20 protein-coding genes are annotated in these 21399 nt (G+C 68.5%); 10 read left to right on the top strand and 10 right to left on the bottom strand.

Features of this window, described 5'->3' with window-relative positions:
* Nucleotides 1-73: 73 nt before the first annotated feature.
* Nucleotides 74-1081: a Bug family tripartite tricarboxylate transporter substrate binding protein gene (locus tag A3AG_RS0117615; RefSeq protein ID WP_018006699.1), complete on the top strand. Its 1008-nt coding sequence runs from the start codon at nt 74-76 to the stop codon at nt 1079-1081.
* Nucleotides 1082-1115: 34 nt separating this feature from the next.
* On the opposite strand, the gene A3AG_RS0117610 is transcribed toward A3AG_RS0117615, so the two are convergent.
* Nucleotides 1116-1796, bottom strand: a complete 681-nt coding sequence (locus A3AG_RS0117610; protein WP_026164269.1) for a response regulator transcription factor — start codon at nt 1794-1796, stop codon at nt 1116-1118.
* 228 nt (nt 1797-2024) lie between these two features.
* Here A3AG_RS0117610 and A3AG_RS0117605 point away from each other — a divergent pair, with 228 nt between their 5' ends.
* Together A3AG_RS0117605 and A3AG_RS0117600 are read left to right on the top strand one after the other, a co-directional pair.
* Nucleotides 2025-2753 carry a response regulator transcription factor gene (locus tag A3AG_RS0117605; protein ID WP_026164268.1) on the top strand — a complete coding sequence of 243 codons (729 nt, stop codon included), beginning with the start codon at nt 2025-2027 and terminating at the stop codon, nt 2751-2753.
* A complete protein-coding gene (locus tag A3AG_RS0117600) occupies nt 2750-3511 on the top strand; it encodes a sensor histidine kinase (RefSeq protein ID WP_018006697.1) in 762 nt (253 codons plus the stop codon). Before A3AG_RS0117605 ends, A3AG_RS0117600 begins: the two co-directional genes overlap by 4 nt.
* A gap of 51 nt (nt 3512-3562) precedes the next feature.
* On the opposite strand, the gene A3AG_RS0117595 is transcribed toward A3AG_RS0117600, so the two are convergent.
* The 4 genes from A3AG_RS0117595 to minC form a co-directional block, all read right to left on the bottom strand.
* Nucleotides 3563-4642, bottom strand: coding sequence for a porin (locus tag A3AG_RS0117595; protein WP_018006696.1), 1080 nt, complete (start codon nt 4640-4642; stop codon nt 3563-3565).
* A 335-nt stretch (nt 4643-4977) separates the two neighbouring features.
* Nucleotides 4978-5232 (bottom strand): cell division topological specificity factor MinE, encoded by a 255-nt coding sequence (gene minE, locus A3AG_RS0117590; protein WP_012351386.1) that lies wholly within the window; start codon nt 5230-5232, stop codon nt 4978-4980.
* 21 nt (nt 5233-5253) lie between these two features.
* Nucleotides 5254-6069 carry a septum site-determining protein MinD gene (gene minD, locus A3AG_RS0117585; protein WP_018006695.1) on the bottom strand — a complete coding sequence of 272 codons (816 nt, stop codon included), beginning with the start codon at nt 6067-6069 and terminating at the stop codon, nt 5254-5256.
* A gap of 66 nt (nt 6070-6135) precedes the next feature.
* A complete protein-coding gene (gene minC / locus A3AG_RS0117580) occupies nt 6136-6936 on the bottom strand; it encodes a septum site-determining protein MinC (RefSeq protein WP_026164267.1) in 801 nt (266 codons plus the stop codon).
* Nucleotides 6937-7154: 218 nt separating this feature from the next.
* Here minC and A3AG_RS0117575 point away from each other — a divergent pair, with 218 nt between their 5' ends.
* Nucleotides 7155-8126: a magnesium and cobalt transport protein CorA gene (locus A3AG_RS0117575; RefSeq protein WP_018006693.1), complete on the top strand. Its 972-nt coding sequence runs from the start codon at nt 7155-7157 to the stop codon at nt 8124-8126.
* A 144-nt stretch (nt 8127-8270) separates the two neighbouring features.
* Nucleotides 8271-8972 (top strand): tetratricopeptide repeat protein, encoded by a 702-nt coding sequence (locus tag A3AG_RS0117570; RefSeq protein ID WP_018006692.1) that lies wholly within the window; start codon nt 8271-8273, stop codon nt 8970-8972.
* 259 nt (nt 8973-9231) lie between these two features.
* Here the strand turns inward: A3AG_RS0117570 and gatB are convergent, their stop codons facing one another.
* The 5 genes from gatB to gatC all read right to left on the bottom strand — a co-directional run bounded on the left by gatB (nt 9232) and on the right by gatC (nt 14286).
* Nucleotides 9232-10689, bottom strand: coding sequence for an Asp-tRNA(Asn)/Glu-tRNA(Gln) amidotransferase subunit GatB (gene gatB / locus A3AG_RS0117565; RefSeq protein ID WP_018006691.1), 1458 nt, complete (start codon nt 10687-10689; stop codon nt 9232-9234).
* Nucleotides 10690-10777: 88 nt separating this feature from the next.
* Nucleotides 10778-11884 carry a dienelactone hydrolase family protein gene (locus A3AG_RS0117560; RefSeq protein ID WP_018006690.1) on the bottom strand — a complete coding sequence of 369 codons (1107 nt, stop codon included), beginning with the start codon at nt 11882-11884 and terminating at the stop codon, nt 10778-10780.
* A 44-nt stretch (nt 11885-11928) separates the two neighbouring features.
* Complete coding sequence (locus tag A3AG_RS0117555; RefSeq protein ID WP_018006689.1) at nt 11929-12396, bottom strand: hypothetical protein; 468 nt, start codon at nt 12394-12396, stop codon at nt 11929-11931.
* A 2-nt stretch (nt 12397-12398) separates the two neighbouring features.
* Nucleotides 12399-13904: an Asp-tRNA(Asn)/Glu-tRNA(Gln) amidotransferase subunit GatA gene (gene gatA, locus A3AG_RS0117550; protein ID WP_018006688.1), complete on the bottom strand. Its 1506-nt coding sequence runs from the start codon at nt 13902-13904 to the stop codon at nt 12399-12401.
* Between the two features lie 82 nt (nt 13905-13986).
* Nucleotides 13987-14286: an Asp-tRNA(Asn)/Glu-tRNA(Gln) amidotransferase subunit GatC gene (gene gatC / locus A3AG_RS0117545; protein WP_018006687.1), complete on the bottom strand. Its 300-nt coding sequence runs from the start codon at nt 14284-14286 to the stop codon at nt 13987-13989.
* A 610-nt stretch (nt 14287-14896) separates the two neighbouring features.
* On the opposite strand from gatC, the gene A3AG_RS0117540 reads away from it, so the two are divergent.
* The 5 genes from A3AG_RS0117540 (at nt 14897) to rodA (ending at nt 21135) form a co-directional block, all read left to right on the top strand.
* A complete protein-coding gene (locus A3AG_RS0117540; RefSeq protein ID WP_008648066.1) occupies nt 14897-15940 on the top strand; it encodes a rod shape-determining protein in 1044 nt (347 codons plus the stop codon).
* Nucleotides 15941-16136: 196 nt separating this feature from the next.
* A complete protein-coding gene (gene mreC / locus A3AG_RS0117535) occupies nt 16137-17102 on the top strand; it encodes a rod shape-determining protein MreC (RefSeq protein ID WP_018006686.1) in 966 nt (321 codons plus the stop codon).
* On the top strand, nt 17099-17611 hold the full coding sequence (gene mreD / locus A3AG_RS0117530) for a rod shape-determining protein MreD (RefSeq protein ID WP_012351397.1): 513 nt from the start codon (nt 17099-17101) through the stop codon (nt 17609-17611). Before mreC ends, mreD begins: the two co-directional genes overlap by 4 nt.
* Before the next feature lie 63 nt (nt 17612-17674).
* Complete coding sequence (gene mrdA / locus A3AG_RS0117525; RefSeq protein ID WP_018006685.1) at nt 17675-19981, top strand: penicillin-binding protein 2; 2307 nt, start codon at nt 17675-17677, stop codon at nt 19979-19981.
* An 11-nt stretch (nt 19982-19992) separates the two neighbouring features.
* Nucleotides 19993-21135 carry a rod shape-determining protein RodA gene (gene rodA / locus A3AG_RS0117520; protein WP_018006684.1) on the top strand — a complete coding sequence of 381 codons (1143 nt, stop codon included), beginning with the start codon at nt 19993-19995 and terminating at the stop codon, nt 21133-21135.
* The last annotated feature ends 264 nt before the right edge of the window (nt 21136-21399 follow it).

Here is a 21399-nt window from a genome sequence, read left to right as displayed (position 1 = left end):
GGCTGTTCCGCGCCGCGCCGGGCCCGTTGCCGCCGCGCGGTCGCTTCCGTCGAATCTCTCCCGCTTTCCCATCATGGCCTTTCCCTTCCGCTCGTCGCTGCTGGCCGCAGCGTGCGTCTCCGGTGCTGCCGCACTGGTCCCCGCCACGGCCGCCATGGCCGCTACTGCCGCCGCGGCCGACGCCTATCCCAGCCGCCCGATCCGACTGATCGTCGCCTATCCCACCGGCGGCATCAGCGACACCGTCGCGCGCGCGCTCGGCGAGCGCCTGTCGGCGCAGATGGGTACCTCCGTGGTGGTGGAGAACAAGGCCGGCGCGGGCGGCAGCATCGGCATCGATGCGGTGGCCAAGGCAGCGCCGGACGGCTATACGCTGGGCTTCGCCGCGACCAGCCCGCTGACGCTGAATCCGCACGTCGGCCGCGTCAACTACGATCCGCAGAAGGACGTGGCGCCGGTGATGAGCGTGATGTACTCGCCGGTGCTGGTGGTCGGGACTTCCGCCTTCAGCGGCAAGAGCTTTGCCGACGTGGTCGGCCAGGCCAGCGCCAAACCGGGTTCGGTACGCTGGGCCACGTCGGGCCTGGGCACGGTCGGCCATGTGGTGCTGGAACAGGTCAGGCAGAAGTCGAAGGCCGACATCGTGCTGATCCCGTACAAGGGCGCCGGCCAGCAGATGAACGATGCGCTCGGCGGCCAGTTCGAGGTGATGAGCACCAACGCCAGCCCGGTGCTGAGCCAGCATATGCAGGCCGGCCGCCTGCGCGCGCTGGCGGTGGGCGCGCCCAGGCGCCTGGAGAGCCTGCCTGCCGTGCCGACGCTGGCCGAGCTGGGCTACCCCAAGGCCAACCTCAGCTCCACCTTCGGTGTCTTCGCGCCGGGCAAGACGCCCGCGGCCATCATCAACCGCCTCAACGCCGAGCTAAACAAGGCGCTGGCCGAGCCCGAAGTCCATGAGCGCCTGCTCAAGGGCGGCGAAGTGCCGACCGGCGGCACGCCGGCGCAGTTTGCCAAGGCCATCCGCGAAGAGTCCGCGGAGAACGCCCGCATCGTCAAGGAAGCCGGCATCAAGGCTGACTGAATCCCCGGCCCGGCGTGCCGGCGCCGCAGAAGCGCTAGGCCGCATCGAGCCGGCTCCCCAGCCCGTACACCGACGACAGCCGCACACCGTTGTGCGGCCACAGCGCAAGCTTGGTGCGCACGCGCGACAGGTGGCTGTCCACCGTGCGCGAGGCCGCGTCCATGTGGTAGCGCCAGACCTGGTCGACCATGGTCTGGCGCAGCACCAGCGAACCCAGGTTGCGGAACAGCAGCACCGCCAGGTCGAATTCCTTCGGGGCCAGCAGCACCGGCTTGCCCTTTACCCACACCTGCCGCTCGGCGGTGGCAAAGCGGAACGGCCCGTGTTCCAGGTCGCAATCCGCGCTCGCCGGCCGGGCGCGGCGCAGCAGCGCGAGCACGCGCGCGGCCAGTTCGGCGGTGCGCAGCGGCTTGGGCAGGTAGCTGTCCGCGCCCTGCGCCAGGCAGGCCGCGACAAAGGCCTCTTCGTTCGAGGTTCCCGTCAGCATCACCGGCATCTCGTGCCCCAGCGTGCGGCGCACCCACGCCAGCACTTCCAGCGCCGGCAGGCCCGGCGTATCGCAATCCAGCATCAGCAGGTCGAACGACCTGCCCCGCAGCGCGCCGATCAGCGCGCGCCCGCTGAGGTAGCGCATGCACTGGTGGCCGTTCAGGCGCAGGGTCTGTTCGATGCTGACGGCGAGGGTGGGGTCCGCCTGCAGCGCGGCGATCTTCACGGACGTGGCTCCTGTGCGCGGGCGCACCGCAATGCGCCGCCGGTTGGACACAGCTTGCATGGTGAGCGCGGGCACGGCTGGGCCCGCAGCGAAGCCCATGGTAGGAGCGGGCCCGCTAAGGCGAGAAGTAAAAGATTGTTGAAAGGCGATATTGAGCGCTTTCCTATTCGGGCGGGCCGCGACACCGGATTAAATGTCCCGCTAATGGCCAGCTACGTCGGAGGCAACATGGGAAAGAAAACGGCATCGCGCATTGCATCGCTCGAGGACGCGCCCGCGGATGCGGCGCTGATCCGCCAGGTCGTCGCCAGCGCGGGATACGAGTGCGTGACCTTCAGCGAAAGCCGGCGCCTGCTGCTGGCGCTGCGCGACGCCGGCTTCGACCTGCTGCTGCTGGACTGGCAGATGCCGGACCTGTCAGGGCGCGAGGTGCTGGCCTGGGTGCGCACGCACCTGGACCGGCGCATCCCGGTCATGTTCCTGAGCTGCCGCGATGCCGAGCACGATATCGTCAGCGCGCTCGCCGCGGGCGCCGATGACTACATGGTCAAGCCAATCCGCCCGGCCGAGCTGGCTGCGCGCATCGACTGCCTGCTGCGGCGCGCGTATCCCGCGCAGGCATCGCCGCACGCGCCGCTGCGGCTGGGCGACTACGCCTTCGACTGCGCGTTGCGCCGGGTCACTTGCAATGGGCAGCCAATCGGCCTGACGCCCAAGGAGTTCGATCTCGCGGTGCTGCTGTTCCGCCACGAAGGCCGCATTGTCACCCGCGACCACATCACCGCCGCGGTCTGGGGCCGCGAGATCTCGCCGATGTCGCGCACCATCGATACCCATGTGTCGCGCGTGCGCAGCAAGCTGGGGCTGCAGGCCGAGCACGGCATGCGGCTGACCCCGGTCTATACGCACGGCTACCGGCTGGAGCGCCTGGCCCACGCCGAGCGGGCCGCGGCATGATGGCGCGCCCGCTGCGCCTTGCGCTGGTGGCCGCGGCGTTGTGCCTGGGCGGCTGGCGGCTGGCGCGACGAAGCTGCAGCGCCGCTGCGGTGCCTGCGCCAGCAACGGGCGGCAACGTGCGCGACCCGGGCGCCGTGCACGACATGCTGCTGCATGTGCTGGGCCACGACCTGCGCGAATCCAGTGCTTCGCTGCTGGCGTGGCTGGCGCTGCGCCAGACCCGCGCGCAGGCCGACGCGGCGCTGCTGGCGCGGGTCGGCAGCCATGCGCGCCGGGCGCTGCGCCAGATCGACGACGTGAACCGGCTGCTGCGCGAAACCCGGCATGCCTACCGGATGCGGCGGATCGCCATGGAAACCCTGCTCGCTGAAGCGCTGGATCGGGTCTGGACCGAGGCCGGCGAGGCCGGGATCCGGCTCGAACGCCCGGCCGCGCGCCTGCCGCGCATCGGCGGCGACGCGGCGATGCTCGGCGCTACGCTGGAATGGCTGCTGGGCAGCGCCATCGGCGCGGCGGCGCGTGGCACGGCCGTGCGCATCGCATGCCGCGGCCATGCCGGTGGCGTGGCGTTGTCGATCGTGTTCCAGCCCGCCGATGACGCTGGCGCCGCGCAACTGGCCCGGCCCGGTCCCGCGCTGCTGTGCGCGCAGCGCGTGGTGGCACGCCATGGCGGGCTGCTGGTGCCGCTGCAACCGATGCAGGGCGAAGCCGCGCAGGCCGGCTGGTACCTGTGGCTGCGGCGCCGGCCGCGCCCATGAAAAAAGGCACCCGAAGGTGCCTTTTGCCAGGAACTGCTGATCAGGTATCGATCAGAAGATGTGGCGGATACCCAGGGCAGCGCCGGTCTGGTTGTTGCGGCCCGGCATTTCGGTGGTGGTGCCGCCCGAAACCTTGTTGAAGTCAACCGTGCCGTAGACCTGGGTGCGCTTCGACAGCGAGTACTCGGCCAGCAGCACGCCGGTGTAGCGGCGGCCGTTGTTGTCGTTCACGCCGTTCTTGTTCTCGACGTAGTCGCCGTAGAACACGCCGGTCAGCGCCAGGGCCGGGGTGGCCTGGTAGGTCAGGCCGATGTAGCCGATGGTGTCCTTGCGCGGGTTGCTGGCAGCGCCGGCGGTGACCACGGCCGGTGCCGGAGCGGCGGCCGAGTTGTTCAGGAAGCCGTTGTCGATGACGCCGGTGCGGTCCTTGCCGCCGATGTAACCGAGGAACAGCTTGGCCGGGCCGAAGGCGTACTTACCGGCAGCGCCCCACATTTGCTGCTTGTTGCCGTTGATATCGCGGACTTCCTGGTACACGCCGCCGACGCCGAACGGACCGAACGAATAGGCGGCACGGGTGCCCCAGTACTGGTTCCGGCTCATGCTGCCCGGCTGCTCGCCGAAGCCGTAGCTGGCGCCGACGTCCAGGCCGCCGAACTTGCCGGCGTAGCTGACCACGTTGTTGTTGCGGAACTGGGTCAGGAAGAACGGCCAGGCGTTGTTGGTGTAGTTGCCGATGGTCAGCGGATCGTAGTCGCCGAAGAAGTTAAAGCCTTCGGTGTACTGGCGGCCCAGCTTGATCGTGCCAAAGTCGCCCGACAGGCCGACGTAAGCCTGACGGCCGAACAGGCTGTTGTTCTGGTTGGCGCGGCCGGTATCCGGGTCAAAGCCGCCTTCCAGCTGGAAAATCGCCTTCAGGTTGTTGCCCAGGGCTTCGCTGCCCTTCATGCCCCAGCGGCTGTTGGTGATGGCGCCGTTGGTCAGTTCCCACGAGTTGTCATTGTTGGCGTTCGCGTTCGTCTGGAAGCGGATGCTCTGGTCGACGATACCGTACAGGGTGACGGAAGTTTGTGCGAAAGCCGAACCTGCCAACAGGCTGCCGGCTGCGAGGACGATGGCCGATTTCTTCATGGTGCTCCTTTTCTGTCTTGTACTGTGCCCTTCGCCGGATCACGGCGGGGATAAGGTCTACGTTTCGTGTAAACGCCGGCGAAAATTTAGCAAAACGTAAGGAACAAGGACACAAAACTCCGTGGAGCCGCGCTTTCAAGCAGGAAATTGGTGCAATTCCGTTGTCTGGCCGCTACAGAATTCTGCATTTGGGGGATAAGGCAGCGCAGCGGGGAAGGGCCTGGGCCGCGCTGGCACGGCGGCTGGGCATTGGAGCGACAGGGCGGGAAGGCGCAAGAAGAGGCGGGGCGGTGAGCCCCGCCGGGGCATGGACCCGGCGGCGCCGGGTCCTGTGCTCAGTGCTGCGGGATCTCGATCTTGACCTCGAGCACCTCGAGGTTGTCCTGGCGTTCCAGGCTGACGCGCAGGTCCTGGTCGCCGATCTTGACGTACTTGGAGATCACCGCCACCAGCTCGCGCTGCAGCGCGGGCAGGTAGTCGGCGGGGGCGGAATGGCCGGTGCGCTCGTGCGCCAGGATGATCTGCAGCCGCTCCTTGGCGACCGACGCGGACTTCTTCTTCTCTCCCAGCAGGAAGGAAAGGATCGACATGGGGTGAGCCCTCCTTGACCGTTACTTGTTGCCGAAGATGCGCGAGAACAGCCCCGGCTTCTGGTAGTCGGTGAAGCGCATCGGCTTGTCCTTGCCGAGGAAGCGGTCCACCACGTCGCTGTAGGCGTCGGACACGTCGCTGCCTTCCAGATGGATGGCGGGCGTGCCCTGGTTGGAGGCGTGCAGTACCGCTTCCGATTCCGGCACCACGCCGATCAGCTTGATGCGCAGGATTTCCTGGATGTCGGTCAGCGACAGCATCTCGCCGCCATGCACGCGCTTGGGGTTGTAGCGGGTGATCAGCAGGTGTTCCTTGATCGGCTCGCCGCCCTCGGTGGCGCGCTTGGTCTTGGACGCCAGGATGCCGAGGATGCGGTCCGAATCGCGCACCGACGACACTTCCGGGTTGGTCACGATCAGCGCTTCGTCGGCGAAATACATGGCCATCAGCGCGCCCGACTCGATCCCGGCGGGCGAGTCGCAGACGATGTACTCGAAATCCATCTCGATCAGGCCGTCGATCACCTTCTCGACGCCCTCGCGCGTGAGCGCATCCTTGTCGCGCGTCTGCGAGGCCGGCAGGATGAACAGGTTCTCGCACTTCTTGTCCTTGATCAGCGCCTGGCGCAGGTTGGCTTCGCCCTGCACCACGTTGATCAGGTCATACACCACGCGGCGTTCGCAACCCATGATCAGGTCGAGGTTGCGCAGGCCGACGTCGAAGTCGATCACGGCAGTCTTGTGGCCGCGCAGGGCCAGGCCGGCGGCAAAGCTGGCGCTGGTGGTGGTCTTGCCGACGCCTCCCTTGCCGGAGGTCACAACGATGATTTTTGCCATGGCTCTTTGGTCCAGTAATAAGTTGAAGCTTGCGCTCTCAGTGATCCGGTCTCGAGGGCACCGCGGTTACTTGAGCCGCAGCGCTTCGAGGATCAGTTTTTCATCGGCCAGGCGCACCTGGGCGGTCTTGCCGTGCACATCGGCCGGGAGCGTCTGCTCCGCGGTCCGGTAGATGCCGGCGATGGAAATCAGTTCGGGCTCCATGCACGTGCTGAAGATGCGCGCGGCGGTGTTGCCCTTGACGCCCGCCAGCGCGCGGCCGCGCAGCGGGGCATAGATATGGATGTTGCCTTCGGCGATGACCTCGGCACCGTAGCTGACCACGTCCATGATGACCACGTCGCCATGCGCGTAGACCTGCTGGCCGGAGCGCAGCGGCTTGTCGATCAGCAGGGTCTGGGCCTGGCGCACCGCGGCGGCGACGGCGGCGTCGGTAGCTGCCTGCGCCGCGGCACGGGCGGCTTCCTCGCGTGCCGCCTGTTCGGCGGCGGCCTGTTCGGCGGCGGCGGCGGCCCTTGCCTCGGCGGCACGCTCGGCGGCGCCGTTGCGGCGGGCCTGGCTGTCGAGCAGCGGCAGGCCGAAGCGCTCGGCCCACTCGCGCTGGCCGGCACGGGCCACCACGCCGATGGCGCGGGCCTTGAGCGTGGCCAGCGTGTCGATCACGGTGCCGAGCGCGACCTCGCTGTCATCGTCCAGCGCGCGCAGGTCCAGCGCGATCACGTCATTGGAGAAGAAGTCGGGGGTGGCTTCGAAGCGGGTGAGGAGGTCATCCCGCAGCGCAGCCATGTCGGCGGTCTGGAGGGCGAGAAGGAGGGCGTCGACGTTGCCACTGCGCAGCTCGAAGCGTGGCGATTTCTTCTGGGACATAGCCGGGTGACCGTGGAAATGCCACATTCTAACGTTGTATCTGTCGCGAACTGTAACAATTGGATCGATATGTACCGCAGGTGGCGCGTGGGCTCCATGCGTGTGTCCGCGGCGTGGCGCAAGTGTGTCCGGCGCGGCTTGGGCCGCCTGCGCATGCGGTGGCCACGGCATCGTGCAAAGCCTTGTTACGATTGCGCCATCTGATCAGCGGAGTTTCCATGGGGGCCATCGTCAATTGTGTGGCTTACCGGCAGGGCAAGCGGCTCGGCACGGTAGGCATGGAAGAGATCCCGAAGGTGCTGGCGGTGCCGGGCACCTTCGTCTGGCTGGGCCTGCACGAGCCCGAGCTGGCGCTGCTGCGGCAGGCGCAGCAGGCCTTCGGCCTGCACGACCTCGCGGTCGAAGACGCGACCAACGCGCACCAGCGTCCCAAGCTCGAGGCCTACGGCGATTCCGTGTTCGTGGTGCTCAATACCGCGCAACTGGTACAGGACGAGGTCGTGGTCGGCGAAACCCACGTGTTCGTCGGCCCCAACTATGTGGTCTCGGTCCGCCACGGCGCCAGCAGTACCTATGCGCCGGTGCGCGAGCGCTGCGAGCACGATCCGCACGGCCTCGCCAACGGGCCCGGCTACGTGCTGTATGCGCTGATGGACTTCGTCGTCGACCACTACCTGCCGATCGTCACGCGGCTGGAGGACACCTTCGAGGCGCTCGAGCAGGGCATCTTCCGCGACGAATTCGACCGCGCCGCGATCGAGCGGCTGTATCAGATCAAGCGCCAGGTGCTGCGCCTGCGCAATGCGGTCAGCCCCGTCGAAGACATGTGCGGCCAGCTGATCCGTCTGCATGAGGACCTGGTGCCGAAGGAGCTGCGCGCCTATTTCCGCGATATCGAGGACCATGCCAGCCGGCTGGTGCGAACGCTCGACGTGGTGCGCGAAATGCTGACCACCGCAGTGCAGGTCAACCTCGCCCTGGTGACCGTGGGCCAGAACGAAGTGGTCAAGCGGCTGGCCGGCTGGGGCGCGATCCTGGCGATTCCCACCGTGGTGTTCAGCCTGTACGGCATGAACTTCGATTTCATGCCCGAGCTCAAGGTCCACTACGCGTACCCGGCGGTGATCGGGGTCACCGCGGTGGCCTGTGGCGCGCTGTGGCGGCGGCTGCACCGGGCCGGTTGGATCTGAATCCGCTTCCAGATATCGATACGACGAATCACGGGCTTGAAATTATCCTGGCGTTGATTATTCGCATGGATAAACCCGTGGCTACCGGGCACTCCTGCTGACTCCTACACTGGAGCAAAGAAGGCCTCGCGCCCGGAGTCCGCCATGTCGAAAGCCCGTTCCCCGCATGCCGCCGTGCTGGCCGGCATCCTCTGCGCATGGCTGGTTCTGCCACATGCCGCCGCCGCACCACAGCCGCCCGCTCCCGCGCAGGCGCAGACCCGCGACGCGGTCGCGGCCTACGAGTCGGGCCGCTTCGACGAGGCCTTGCAGGGTTTTGCCGGCGCCGCGCGCCAGGGCAACCGTCTCGCGCAATTCAACTACGCGATGATGCTGCTGCGTGGCGAGGGCACCGCCGCGCGGCCGCAAGAGGCGCTGGTGTGGCTGCGCAAGGCGGCCGACAACGGCATGACCCATGCGCAATACACCTGGGGCGACCTGTACGAACGCGGCGAGCTGGTACCGAAATCGCTGGAAGAGGCGAACCGCTGGTATGAGCGCGCGGCGCAGGGCGGCCACGTGCAGGCGCAGATGGAACTGGCGACGAACTACTTCACCGGGCGCGGCGTGCCGCGCGACTACGCGCAGGCGTTTGCGTGGTACCGGCGCGCGGCGAGTGCAGGGGACGGCGGTGCGCAGTACATCGTCGGCAGCTTCTACGAGCGCGGCGAGCCGGGCGTGGTCGACAAGGATATCGAGCAGGCGAAGATCTGGTACGCGCGCTCCGCGGCGCGCGGGGATCCGGGGTCGCTGGCGAAGCTGAGGTCGCTGCTGGAGGAGACGGTGAGGGGCAGGGCGGGGATGTAGGAGAAACGGCCCGTCACGACCACGAAGCGACGGTTTCGGGTGCTCCAAAGCCGCCGGAGCTGGCCCAGGCAGGTGTTCTCCCTCTCCCCTCATGGGGAGAGGGCCGGGGTGAGGGGTGGTCTAGCGAGGTACCACATCGAGCAAGGCCAATGGTGTTAACCCAAGGGCATCAGCCTTTGACCCGCCGGCCCTCACCCGCGCCCCGCTCCCGCACCCGGGGAGAGGGGCGCAAACAAGCGGGATAGACAGGACTGGAGCCTTACCCCAGCTTCTTCCTCAGCAGTTCATTCACCTGCGCCGGATTGGCCTTGCCCCTGGTCGCCTTCATCGCCTGCCCGACCAGCGCGTTGAACGCCTTTTCCTTGCCCGAGCGGAATTCCTCGACCGACTTGGCATTGGCGGCCAGCACGTCGTCGATGATCTTCTCCAGCTCGCCGCTGTCGGACATCTGCTTCAGCCCCTTGGCCGCGATGATGGCGTCGGCGTCGCCGCCGTGCTCGCCCGCCCACATGGCCGGGAACACGTCCTTCTTGGCGGTGTTGTTCGACACCGTGCCGTCGGCGATGCGCGCCAGCAGTTTTGCCAGTTGCGCCGGCGTGACCGGGGCGGCGTCAATGGCGATGCCTTCGCGGTTCAGTTGCGAGGCCACGTCGCCCATCAGCCAGTTGGCGGCGGGCTTGGCGCTGGCGGTGCCAGCGCCGGCAACCACGGCTTCGTAGTAGGCGGCATAGGCCTTGGTCGCGGTCAGCATGGTGGCGTCATACGCCGACAGGCCGTATTGCGAGACGAAGCGCGCCTGCATCGCCGCCGGCAGCTCCGGCAGTTGGCCGCGCACGCGCTCGATCCAGCCGGCGTCGATCTCCAGCGGCATCAGGTCCGGGTCGGGGAAGTAGCGGTAGTCGTGCGCGTCTTCCTTGGTGCGCATGGCGCGGGTCTCGCCGGTGTCCGGGTCGAACAGCACGGTGGCCTGCTGGATCTTGCGGCCATCCTCGATCTCGGCGATCTGCCACTGCACCTCGTATTCGATGGCTTGCTGCAGGAAACGGAACGAGTTCAGGTTCTTGATCTCGCGGCGCGTGCCGAATTCTTTCTGGCCCACCGGACGCACCGACACGTTGGCGTCGCAGCGGAAGCTGCCTTCCTGCATGTTGCCGTCGCAGATGCCCAGCCACACCACCAGCGAGTGCAGCGCTTTGGCGTAGGCCACCGCTTCGGCGGCGCTGCGCATGTCGGGCTCGGTGACGATTTCCAGCAGCGGCGTGCCGGCGCGGTTCAGGTCGATGCCGGTCATGCCGGCAAAGTCCTCGTGAAGCGACTTGCCCGCGTCTTCTTCCAGGTGCGCGCGCGTCAGGTTGACGGTCTTCTCGTAGGACTCGCCCTGCTTGCCCTCGACCTGGATGGTGATGGTGCCGCCCTGCACCACCGGGATCTCATACTGGCTGATCTGGTAGCCCTTGGGCAGGTCGGGGTAGAAGTAGTTCTTGCGCGCAAAGACGCTGCGCGGCGCGATGGTGGCGCCGATCGCCAGGCCGAACTGGATCGCGCGCTCGACCGCGCCCTGGTTGAGCACCGGCAGCACGCCTGGCAGCGCCAGGTCCACCGGCGATGCCTGCGTGTTGGCCTCGGCGCCGAAGGCGGTGGAGGTGCCGGAAAAAATCTTGGAGGCCGTCGACAGCTGCGCGTGCGTTTCGAGGCCGATCACCACTTCCCATTGCATGGCGGTATTCCTGTTCGGTTCTTTCGGTGTTGTCTGTTGCGGGGAGCGGCAGCGCCGCCCCGGTGTTCTGTCTGGTGTTGCGTGGCGGTCAGGGGTCGGGACTGGCCAGCCAGGAATCGAGCTGCGCCAGCGCGGCCACGCGCGCCACCGCGTCGCCGCCGACGGTGACGCCCTGGCCCTTGCGTGTCGCGGCGGCGGGCACGTCGGTGCGCCGGTGCAGCTCGCTGGTGCCATCGAAGCCGTGATAGGCGCCCGGGTAGATCTCAAGCCGGAAGCGCGCGCCCGGCTGGCGCGCCTGCACCGCGCTCTGCAGCATGGCGCAGCGGGTCGCCGGGGTCCAGTCGTCGGCGCCGCCGATCATCAGCAGCAGCGGCGCGCGCAGGCGGAAGCTGTGCTGCTGCACCGCGCGCTTGCAGCCCGGGTAGAACGCCACCGCGCGTTCGACCGGCGGCGTGCCGGCCGGCCACGAGCGGCTGGCGTCGACGGTGGCCAGCACCGCCTGCGCGCCGTTCGACCAGCCCAGCAGCACGATGCGCGACGCGTCGACGGCGGGTTGCTGCGCCACCCAGCGCAGCGCGGCGAGCGCGTCGGCGCGGCGGGTGCGGTCGTCGATGGCGCGGTTGTCGATGGGCTCGGCGCAGATGCCGTGGGGCTTGCCGCGCGCGCTGAAGCTGTCGGGCATCAGCACCGCGTAGCCGCGCTCGGTGAGCCAGTGCGCGTATTCGCGGTAGCGTTGCTGCAGCAGCGCGGCAGCATCCGCGGGGTCGGTGCCCGCTGCCGCGGTGCCGTCGCGCGGGGAGCGCTGTGCCAGCAGGCCGCCGCAGCCGTGCAGCGCCACCACCACCGGCAGCGCACGCGGCGTGGTGCCTTCGCGCGGCAGGAACCAGTAGGCGGTCAGCGCCGGCGTGGCGGCATCGCCGCGCAGCTGGACCCGCTGCGCCGGCACGGGCGCGACTGCCGCCCTGGCTGCCGCCGCCGAGGCGGGCGCGGTCCGACTCACCGCGTTGGGCGCCAGTACGCCCGCCGGCGTCAGCGGTGCCGCCGCGTCCAGCGCGGGTGCCGTCAGGTCTGGCGTATGCGCCGCGGCGCCCGCCAGCCATGCGCTACACCCCAGCGCCACCGCGGCGCGCAGCCACGCACCCGCCGGACGGGCGGCGCGCGACGCGTGTTGCGGGGTTGCGGGGGCGTGGACCATGGCCGGCTTCAGTGGCTTCAGTGGCTTCAGTGGCTTCAGTGGCTTCAGCGCGTGCGGGCGCAGGCGCCGGTGCCCGGCTCGAACATCACGGGCCAGGCCTCTTCATAGATGCCGGGGGAGCAGCGCTGCTGGCAGTTGGCGTGCGCCAGCGTGACACGGCGCGGATCCTGCCAGACCATCAGCTTGCAGCCGCTGCCGTCGTTGGCGCGCAGCTCGATATGCGGCTTCTTCTGGACCTGCCGAAAATCTGCCAGGTTGAAGCTGCACGAGCCGCGCTTGCCGACCCACAGCTTCCACGACAGCTGCTGCACGCTGTTGTCCGCGATGCGCAGCTGCGCGTCTTCGCGGAAACCGTCTTCCTCGGTGCGGCGGCAGTCGCCGGCCAGGTCGATGTCGCGGCTGGCGATCGGCGTGGGCTTGCCGAGGATCGGCAGCTGGATGCAGCCGGCCACCAGCGCAACAAGCGCGGTCAGCGCGGCGGTGGCGAGCAGGCGGAGCAGGGAGCGGCTCATGGTCAGGCCCTGGCGGGGCGGCGCAGGTGCCAGTCGGTCGCCTGCTGGAACGCATGCGCGGCCTGCAGCAGGCGCGCTTCGTCGAAGTAGTTGCCGATCAGCTGCAGGCCCACGGGCATGTTGCCCTCGCCGAAGCCGCACGGCACGCTCATGCCGGGCAGGCCGGCCAGGCTGGTCGACAGCGTGAAGATGTCGGCCAGGTACATCTGCACCGGGTCCGAGGTCTTTTCGCCCAGCTTCCACGCCACCGTCGGTGCCACCGGGCCCATGATCACGTCGCACTGGGCGAAGGCGCGCTGGAAGTCGTCGGCGATGATGCGGCGGATCTTCTGCGCCTGCAGGTAGTAGGCGTCGTAGTAGCCGTGCGACAGCACGTAGGTGCCGACCAGGATGCGGCGCTTGACCTCGGCGCCGAAGCCTTCGGCGCGGGTCTTCTTGTACATGTCGAGCAGGTCGCGGTACTCGGCGGCGCGGTGGCCGTAGCGTACGCCGTCGAAGCGCGACAGGTTGGACGAGGCCTCGGCCGGCGCGATCACGTAGTACACCGGAATCGACAGCTCGGTCTTTGGCAGCGACACCTCGACCAGCGTCGCGCCCAGCTTCTCGTACTCGGCCAGCGCCGCGCGCACGGCCTGCTCGACGTCGGCCGCCAGGCCCTTGCCGAAGTACTCCTTCGGCAGGCCGATGCGCAGGCCCGCCAGCGGGCGCCCGGCGGTGGCGCCGGCGCGCGGCTGCCCCAGCAGGCGGGTGTAGTCCTCGTCCACGCCGCCCTGCGCGGGCGGGATGCTGGTCGAGTCCTTCGGGTCGAAGCCGGCCATGGCGTTGAGCAGCAGCGCGCAGTCCTCGGCGGTGTGCGCCATCGGGCCGCCCTGGTCCAGCGACGAGGCGAAGGCGATCATGCCGTAGCGCGACACGCGGCCGTAGGTCGGCTTGATCCCGGTGATGCCCGAGAACGACGCCGGCTGGCGGATCGAGCCGCCGGTGTCGGTGCCGGTGGCGGCGGGCGCGAGGCCCGCGGCGACCGCCGCGGCCGAGCCGCCGGAGGAGCCGCCGGGCACGCGGCTGGCGTCCCAGGGGTTGCGCACCGGGCCGAAATGCGAGTTCTCGTTGGACGAGCCCATCGCGAACTCGTCCATGTTGGTCTTGCCCAGCGTGACCATGCCGGCGGCGGCCATGCGCTCGACCACGGTGGCGTCGAACGGGCTTTCATAGTTGGCCAGCATCTTCGAGCCGGCGGTGGCGCGCCAGCCGCGCGTGACGAACACGTCCTTGTGCGCGACCGGCACGCCGGTCAGCGGCGCGGCCTCGCCGCGCGCGCGGCGCGCATCGGCGGCGCGCGCCTGGGCCAGGGTCTGCTCGGCATCGACGTGGATAAAGGCGTTGAGCGCGGCGGCCTGCTCGATGCGGGCCAGGTATTCGCGCGCGAGTTCCTCGGCGGAGACGGTGCGCGCGGCCAGGGCGTCGGCGAGCTGGCGCAGGGAAGTCACGGAATCAGCGGAAAAGGGCATGACAGTCGGTTGGCATCAGGGGTGTTGTACTGGCGGGCGGACCGTGGCGCGGCTGGCGGCGGCGGCGCGGGCCGGGCAAGGGTCATTCGATGACCTTGGGCACCAGGTACAGGCCGTTTTCGGTGGCCGGCGCGGGGCGCTGGTAGTCGGCGCGGCGGTCGGCTTCGGTGACCACGTCCTCGCGCAGGCGCTGGACCATGTCGCGCACCGCCGACAGCGGATGCGCCAGCGGTTCGATGCCGGTGGTGTCGACCGCCTGCATCTGCTCGACCAGCGAGAAAAAGTTGTTCAGCTGCGCAAGCGTCTGGGCGGCCTCGTCATCGCTGGTTTCGATGCGGGCGAGGTGGGCAATGCGCTTGACGTCGGATAGGTCGAGGGCCATGGCGTGGGTCGATGCTCGGATGCTCGGATACTGGGATACGAAGGGCGGCGCGGGCTGCGCCGGCGGCTGGCTTGCGCGGCCGCTGCGTCGTGTGGCCCGCAGCCTGACCGCAGGTGCCGCAAGGTCACCCCGCAGCCGTCAGAATTGCAGGTATTTTCAGGCTGTAAACGCCCGAAGCAGCCAGAATTATAAGGTATCATTGCGAGTTACCGACCTTTGGCAACGCCTACGCCACATGGCCTGCGGCCGGGGCTTGCACGCCCGGTGCCCGAAGGCGCCCGAAGGGCAAACCTGGGTCCTCTGATTAGGCCTTGCCGCCGGTCCCCGCATGTTGCGCGACAGCCAGCATGATGCGCCGGCGCCTGCACATTTCCGCGAACTTTTCGGCGGGGTCTAATCAAAGGTTCCCGTAGGACCGGCGCGCGCGGTGCGCCGGCGGTGCCGATCCCATTTCCATCCGGCCGGACAGCCTCCGGGCCGGGCGGCGGGCGGAGCGGGAAGCCGAGAACCATTCCGTATTCAACGCAACACAACACCCTTTCGTGGCCGGGCCGCTCGCGGCGCCGGCCGCTTCGCCTACCCGCGAACCCCATCACAGACAGGATTCCTGATGTTCGGATTTCTCCGCAGCTACTTCTCCAACGACCTGGCGATCGACCTCGGCACCGCCAACACGCTGATCTACATGCGCGACAAGGGCATCGTGCTGGACGAGCCCTCGGTCGTCGCGATCCGCCAGGAGGGCGGCCCCAACGCCAAGAAGACCATCACCGCGGTGGGCAAGGAAGCCAAGCAGATGCTGGGCAAGGTGCCGGGCAATATCGAGGCGATCCGCCCGATGAAGGACGGCGTGATCGCCGACTTCACCGTGACCGAGCAGATGCTCAAGCAATTCATCAAGATGGTGCATGACAGCAAGCTGCTGCGCCCGAGCCCGCGCATCATCATCTGCGTGCCGTGCGGCTCGACCCAGGTCGAGCGCCGCGCCATCCGCGAATCGGCGCTGGGCGCCGGCGCCAGCCAGGTCTACCTGATCGAGGAGCCGATGTCGGCCGCGATCGGCGCCGGCCTGCCGGTGTCGGAACCGTCGGGCTCGATGGTGGTGGACATCGGCGGTGGCACCACCGAGGTCGGCATCATCTCGCTGGGCGGCATGGTCTACAAGGGCTCGGTGCGCGTCGGCGGCGACAAGTTCGACGAGGCCATCGTCAACTACATCCGCCGCAACTACGGCATGCTGATCGGCGAGCAGACCGCCGAGGCGATCAAGAAGGAGATCGGCTCCGCCTTCCCGGGCTCCGAAGTCCGCGAGATGGAAGTCAAGGGCCGCAACCTGTCCGAGGGCATCCCGCGCGCCTTCACGGTCTCGTCCAACGAAATCCTCGAAGCGCTGACCGACCCGCTCAACCAGATCGTGTCGGCGGTTAAGATCGCGCTGGAACAGACCCCGCCCGAACTGGGCGCCGACATCGCCGAGCGCGGCATGATGCTGACCGGCGGCGGCGCGCTGCTGCGCGACCTGGACCGCCTGCTGGCGGAAGAAACCGGCCTGCCGGTGCTGGTCGCCGAAGACCCGCTGACCTGCGTGGTGCGCGGCTCCGGCATGGCGCTGGAACGCATGGACAAGCTCGGCAGCATCTTCTCCTACGAGTAAGAAGGACGCTCACGTGGCGATGCGCGGCCTGCCGGATCGAGCGATCATGGCGGCGTCGCGGCGCCTCATCCGCCGGGGCCGGGCCCTGGCAGCTCCCGCCGCCCGACCGTGCCGCGCCTGTCCCCGCCAGGGGCCGGGGCGCGCCGCGGCGGGCGGCGGGGCGTTTCCGCGTGGCCTCCGGCCTTTGTTCGGGTAAATGGATTACTCCCCTCCGCCGCTCTTCAAGCAAGGCACCTCGGCCGTCGCCAGGCTGGTCCTGTACGTGGGCATCGCGCTGGCGCTGCTGGTGGTCGATGCCCGTTTCGACGCGCTGCGCGTGGGCCGGCAGGTTGCGGCCACCGTGCTGATGCCGGTCGAGCGCCTGGTGCTGGCGCCGCGCGACGCGCTGCGCACGATGTTCGACTATGCGCAGTCGTCGGCGACGCTCGCCACCGAGAACCGCGAGCTGCGCCAGAACGCGGTGCAGCAGGCGCAGGCCTCGGTGCGCCAGGCGCAGCTCGAGGCCGAGAACAACCAGCTGCGCAAGCTGCTCGGGCTGGCGCAGCAGTCCGCAACGCCGGTGACCGCGGCCGAAATTCTTTATGACGCGCGCGACCCGTACAGCCAGCGCATCGTCATCGACAAGGGCAGCCAGCATGGCCTGCGCGCCGGCTATCCGGTGATCGACGAACGCGGCGTGGTGGGGCAGGTCACGCGCGTGTCGCCGTTCCAGTCCGAGGTGACGCTGCTGACCGACAAGGACCAGGCGATTCCGGTGCAGGTGGTGCGCAACGGCCTGCGCAGCGTGGCCTTCGGCGGCGCGCGCGCGGGCCACCTGGACCTGCGCTTCATGGCCGCCGCCGCCGACCTGCAGCAGGGCGACCTGCTGGTGACCTCGGGGCTGGACGGTACCTATCCGCCGGGCCTGCCGGTGGCGAAGATCGTGCAGATCGAGCGCAAGGCCGATACCGCGTTCTCGCGCGTCTATTGCGAGCCGGTGGCCGGCGTGCGCGCGCACCGCCAGCTGCTGGTGGTGCGCTACGACGCCAACATCCCGGCGCGCGAAGCGGTGGAGGCCCGGCCGGAAGCGCCGGTCAAGGGCGCCAAGTCCGCCGCGGCGCGCGCCGCCGCCGACAGCGCGGCGGCCGGCAAGGCCCCGCCCGCCAAGGAGGCACCACGGTGACCAATCCCCAATACCTGCTGCGGCCGGTCAATCCGGCCTTCATCGCCTTCAGTTTCGTGCTGGCGTTCCTGTTCAACCTGATGCCGTGGGGCACCACGCTGTGGATCCCGGACATGGTGGCGCTGGTGCTGGTGTTCTGGAACATCCACCAGCCGCGCAAGGTGGGCATGGGCGTGGCCTTCCTGCTGGGCCTGCTGATGGACGTGCACGATGCCCGGCTGCTGGGCGAGCACGCGCTGGCGTACACGCTGCTGGCCTACTTCGCCATCACCATCCACCGCCGCGTGCTGTGGTTCACGGTCTATACCCAGGCGCTGCACGTGCTGCCGCTGCTGTTCATCGCGCACGCGGTGCCGGTGCTGATCCGGCTGGCCATGGGCGCGCCGCTGCCGGGCTGGCCGCTGCTGCTGGCGCCGGCGATCGAGGCGCTGCTGTGGCCGCTCGCCACCAGCCTGCTGCTGGCGCCGCAGCGCCGCTCGACCGATGTCGACGAGACCCGGCCGATCTGACGCCGCCGTCGCCCGCCCTCGCCACCATCGCCCACCACCGATTTCTCCAGGCCACGCAGTACCATGACCGAAATCCGCAACGTCGAACTGGAAATCGGCCGCTTCCGCATCCGCGTGGCGGCCGCGGCGCTGTTTACGGTGATCTGCTTCGGCCTGCTGTTCTCGCGCTTCCTGTGGCTGCAGTGGTACAAGCATGACCAGTACTCGGCCAAGGCCGAGGACAACCGCATTTCAGTGGCGCCGATCGAGCCCAACCGCGGCATCATCATGGACCGCAACGGCATCGTGCTGGCGCGCAATTATTCGGCGTACACGCTGGAGATCACCCCGTCCAAGCTGACCGATACGCTCGACAACACCATCGAGGGCCTGTCCGCGCTGGTCGAGATCCAGCCGCGCGACCGGCGCCGCTTCAAGCGGCTGATGGAGGAGTCGCGCAGCTTTGAAAGTCTGCCGATCCGCAGCCAGCTGACCGACGCGGAGGTGGCGCGCTTTTCGGCGCAGCGCTTCCGCTTTCCCGGCGTCGACGTGCGCGCGCGGCTGTTCCGCCAGTATCCGCTGGGCGAGTCGGCCTCGCACGTGATCGGCTACCTGGGCCGGATCTCGCAGCGCGACCAGGAGCGCATCGAGGCCATGGACGTGGCCAACGACGCCGACGGCGCCAGGTATGACCCGCGCAAGGATGCCGACAACTACAAGGGCACCAACTACATCGGCAAGATCGGCCTGGAGCAGAGCTACGAGAGCGAGCTGCACGGGCTGACCGGCTTCGAGGAAGTGGAAGTCAGCGCGGGCGGGCGCCCGATCCGCACGCTGTCCACGTCGCCCGCCACGCCCGGCAACAACCTGATCCTGTCGCTCGACATCCGCCTGCAGCAGCTGGCCGAGGCGCTCTATGGCAACCGTCGCGGCGCGCTGGTGGCGATCGAGCCGTCCACCGGCGACATCCTGGCGTTCGTCTCCAAGCCGACCTTCGACCCCAACCTGTTCGTCGAGGGCATCGACACCAATACCTGGAACGAGCTCAACGGCTCGCCCGACAAGCCGCTGCTGAACCGCCCCCTGCGGGGCACCTATCCGCCGGGCTCGACCTACAAGCCGTTCATGGCGCTGGCCGCGCTCACCACCGGCAAGCGCACCGCGGCGTGGGGCATGGCCGACCCGGGCTTTTTCACGCTGGGCAACCACACCTTCCGCGACGACAAGCCGGGCGGCCACGGCTGGGTCGACATGCACAGCTCGATCGTGCATTCGTGCGACACCTACTACTACGCGCTGGCGCGCGACATGGGCGTCAACGGCATCCATGACTTCATGAAGCCGCTGGGCTTCGGCCAGATCACCGGCATCGACATCGAAGGCGAAAGCCGCGGCATCCTGCCGTCGACCGAATGGAAGCGGCGCGCCTACCGCAAGCCCGAGCAGCAGAAGTGGTATGAGGGCGAGACCATCTCGCTGGGCATCGGCCAGGGCTACAACAGCTTCACCATCCTGCAGCTGGCGCAGGCGACCTCGGTGATCGTCAACGACGGCAAGGTGATGAAGCCGCACCTGGTCAAGGCCATCGAAGACGCGGTCACGCGCAAGCGCACGCTGACCGTGCCCAAGGAAAGCTACACCATCCCGTTGAAGCAGGCCGACATCAACGTGATCAAGCGCGCCATGGTGGCAGTGACGCATTCGGGCACGGCCGCGCGCGTGTTTGCCGGCGCCGCCTACGAGTCCGCCGGCAAGACCGGCACGGCGCAGACCTACAGCCTGTCCAAGGGCGAGAAGTACAACCACCACGCGCTCGCCGAGCACAAGCGCGACCACTCGCTGTACACCGCCTTCGCGCCGGCCGACAACCCCAGGATCGCGATTGCGCTGATCGTCGAGAACGCCGGCTTCGGCGCCGCGGTGGCCGCGCCGATCGCGCGCAAGGTGATGGACTACTACCTGACCGGCAAGTGGCCCGCCGAACTGGAGGCGATCGCCCCGCCCACCGGCGAGCGCGTAGCCGGGCGCGCGCCGGTGGATACGCCGAGCGTGTTCACCACCGGCCAGACCGCCAGCATTGCCAGCGCCACGGTGATGTCCAGCGGCGGCGCACCGGCCAGCGGCGCTGCCGCCAGCGCGGTGGCGGCGGCCTCGGCCGCACAGCTGCCGACGCCGGAGGCGATCGCCGCGACGCTGGATCCCGACGCCATCGCCCCGGCCTCGGCCGTGCAGACGCTGGACCAGCGCATGCTGCAGGCGCTGGGGCACAGCAAGCCGCAGGGCCCCGCGCCGGCCTCGGCGGCGGCCGTGCCGGCCAAGGCGCCCGCGCCCAAACCACGCGTCAGGCCCGTGGCTGCCAAGGCAGCCAGCGGTGCCGACGCCACCCGCTGAAGGAGACGCGCATGGATCGACGCCGCGTCATGTCCCTGCTCAAGACCGCGCTGACCGGTTTTGACAAGCCGCTTTCGCTGATCGTGTTCCTGCTGTTCGCCACCGGCATCGTGGCGCTGTATTCGGCCGCCATCGACATGCCGGGCCGGGTCGAGGACCAGTTGCGCAACATCCTGCTGTCGTACGTGGTGATGTTCGTGATCGCCTACCTGCCGACGCAGACGCTGATGCGGGTGGCGGTGCCGATCTATACGGTAGGCGTGGCGCTGCTGATCGCGGTGGCCATGTTCGGGCTGATCCGCAAGGGCGCGCGCCGCTGGCTCTATGTCGGCATGGTGATCCAGCCGTCCGAGATCATGAAGATCTCGATGCCGCTGATGCTGGCGTGGTACTTCCAGAAGCGCGAGGGCGTGATCCGGTGGTTCGACTTCGTCGTCGCGCTGGTGCTGCTGCTGATCCCGGTGGGGCTGATCGCCAAGCAGCCCGACCTGGGCACGGCGCTGCTGGTGATGGCCGCGGGCCTGTACGTGATCTACTTCGCCGGGCTGTCGTGGAAGCTGATCCTGCCGCTGCTGGCGATCCTGGTGGTCGCCATCACGCTGCTGATCACGTTCCAGAACGACATGTGCGCACCGGGCGTGAACTGGCCGGTGCTGCATGACTACCAGCAGCACCGCGTCTGCACGCTGCTGGACCCGACCAGCGATCCGCTCGGCAAGGGCTTCCACACGATCCAGTCGATCATCGCGATTGGCTCGGGCGGGGTCGAGGGCAAGGGCTGGCTCAAGGGGACGCAGACCCACCTGGAGTTCATCCCGGAAAAGCACACCGACTTTATCTTCGCGGTGTACTCGGAAGAGTTCGGCCTGATCGGCAACGCGGTGCTGCTGGTGCTGTACCTGCTGCTGATCTTCCGCGGGCTCTTTATCGCGGCCAATGCGCCGACGCTGTTCTCGCGGCTGCTGGCGGGGTCGATCACGCTGATCTTCTTCACCTATGCCTTCGTCAACATGGGCATGGTCAGCGGCATCCTGCCGGTGGTGGGCGTGCCGCTGCCGCTGCTGAGCTACGGCGGTACCGCGCTGGTGACGCTGGGGGCGGGCATCGGCATTTTGATGAGCATTTCGCGGCAGAAGCGGCTGATCCAGACGTAGGCTGGGTCGCTCCTCCCGCAAGCGGGAGAGGGACTGGGGGGTGAGGGCAGGCGGATCAAAGGCTGAGACCTGCGGGTTAAAACCGTTGGCCTTGCTTGATGTGACACCTCGCTGGACCACCCCTCGCCCCAACCCTCTCCCCATGAGGGGAGAGGGGGAACACCTTGCTTGGGCAAGATCGGGCGGCTTGGGAGCATCCAACACCGCGCGCCTCTTCTGGCGGGGTGGGTTTGCTAAACTGCCACCCACTTTACCTCTACCGGT

The sequence above is a fragment of the Cupriavidus neocaledonicus genome, assembly GCF_000372525.1.
In the GTDB taxonomy this organism is placed as follows: domain Bacteria; phylum Pseudomonadota; class Gammaproteobacteria; order Burkholderiales; family Burkholderiaceae; genus Cupriavidus; species Cupriavidus neocaledonicus.
This window is presented reverse-complemented; position numbering and strand designations above follow the sequence as displayed.

Bases quoted from the DNA above. Each gene is read 5' to 3' on its own strand.
- A3AG_RS0117615 (WP_018006699.1), top strand. From the start codon at position 74: ATGGCCTTTCCCTTCCGCTCGTCGCTGCTGGCCGCAGCGTGCGTCTCC.
- A3AG_RS0117605 (WP_026164268.1), top strand. From the start codon at position 2,025: ATGGGAAAGAAAACGGCATCGCGCATTGCATCGCTCGAGGACGCGCCC.
- A3AG_RS0117600 (WP_018006697.1), top strand. From the start codon at position 2,750: ATGATGGCGCGCCCGCTGCGCCTTGCGCTGGTGGCCGCGGCGTTGTGC.
- A3AG_RS0117595 (WP_018006696.1), bottom strand. From the start codon at position 4,642: ATGAAGAAATCGGCCATCGTCCTCGCAGCCGGCAGCCTGTTGGCAGGT.
- minE (WP_012351386.1), bottom strand. From the start codon at position 5,232: ATGTCGATCCTTTCCTTCCTGCTGGGAGAGAAGAAGAAGTCCGCGTCG.
- minD (WP_018006695.1), bottom strand. From the start codon at position 6,069: ATGGCAAAAATCATCGTTGTGACCTCCGGCAAGGGAGGCGTCGGCAAG.
- minC (WP_026164267.1), bottom strand. From the start codon at position 6,936: ATGTCCCAGAAGAAATCGCCACGCTTCGAGCTGCGCAGTGGCAACGTC.
- A3AG_RS0117575 (WP_018006693.1), top strand. From the start codon at position 7,155: ATGGGGGCCATCGTCAATTGTGTGGCTTACCGGCAGGGCAAGCGGCTC.
- A3AG_RS0117570 (WP_018006692.1), top strand. From the start codon at position 8,271: ATGTCGAAAGCCCGTTCCCCGCATGCCGCCGTGCTGGCCGGCATCCTC.
- gatB (WP_018006691.1), bottom strand. From the start codon at position 10,689: ATGCAATGGGAAGTGGTGATCGGCCTCGAAACGCACGCGCAGCTGTCG.
- A3AG_RS0117560 (WP_018006690.1), bottom strand. From the start codon at position 11,884: ATGGTCCACGCCCCCGCAACCCCGCAACACGCGTCGCGCGCCGCCCGT.
- A3AG_RS0117555 (WP_018006689.1), bottom strand. From the start codon at position 12,396: ATGAGCCGCTCCCTGCTCCGCCTGCTCGCCACCGCCGCGCTGACCGCG.
- gatA (WP_018006688.1), bottom strand. From the start codon at position 13,904: ATGCCCTTTTCCGCTGATTCCGTGACTTCCCTGCGCCAGCTCGCCGAC.
- gatC (WP_018006687.1), bottom strand. From the start codon at position 14,286: ATGGCCCTCGACCTATCCGACGTCAAGCGCATTGCCCACCTCGCCCGC.
- A3AG_RS0117540 (WP_008648066.1), top strand. From the start codon at position 14,897: ATGTTCGGATTTCTCCGCAGCTACTTCTCCAACGACCTGGCGATCGAC.
- mreC (WP_018006686.1), top strand. From the start codon at position 16,137: ATGGATTACTCCCCTCCGCCGCTCTTCAAGCAAGGCACCTCGGCCGTC.
- mrdA (WP_018006685.1), top strand. From the start codon at position 17,675: ATGACCGAAATCCGCAACGTCGAACTGGAAATCGGCCGCTTCCGCATC.
- rodA (WP_018006684.1), top strand. From the start codon at position 19,993: ATGGATCGACGCCGCGTCATGTCCCTGCTCAAGACCGCGCTGACCGGT.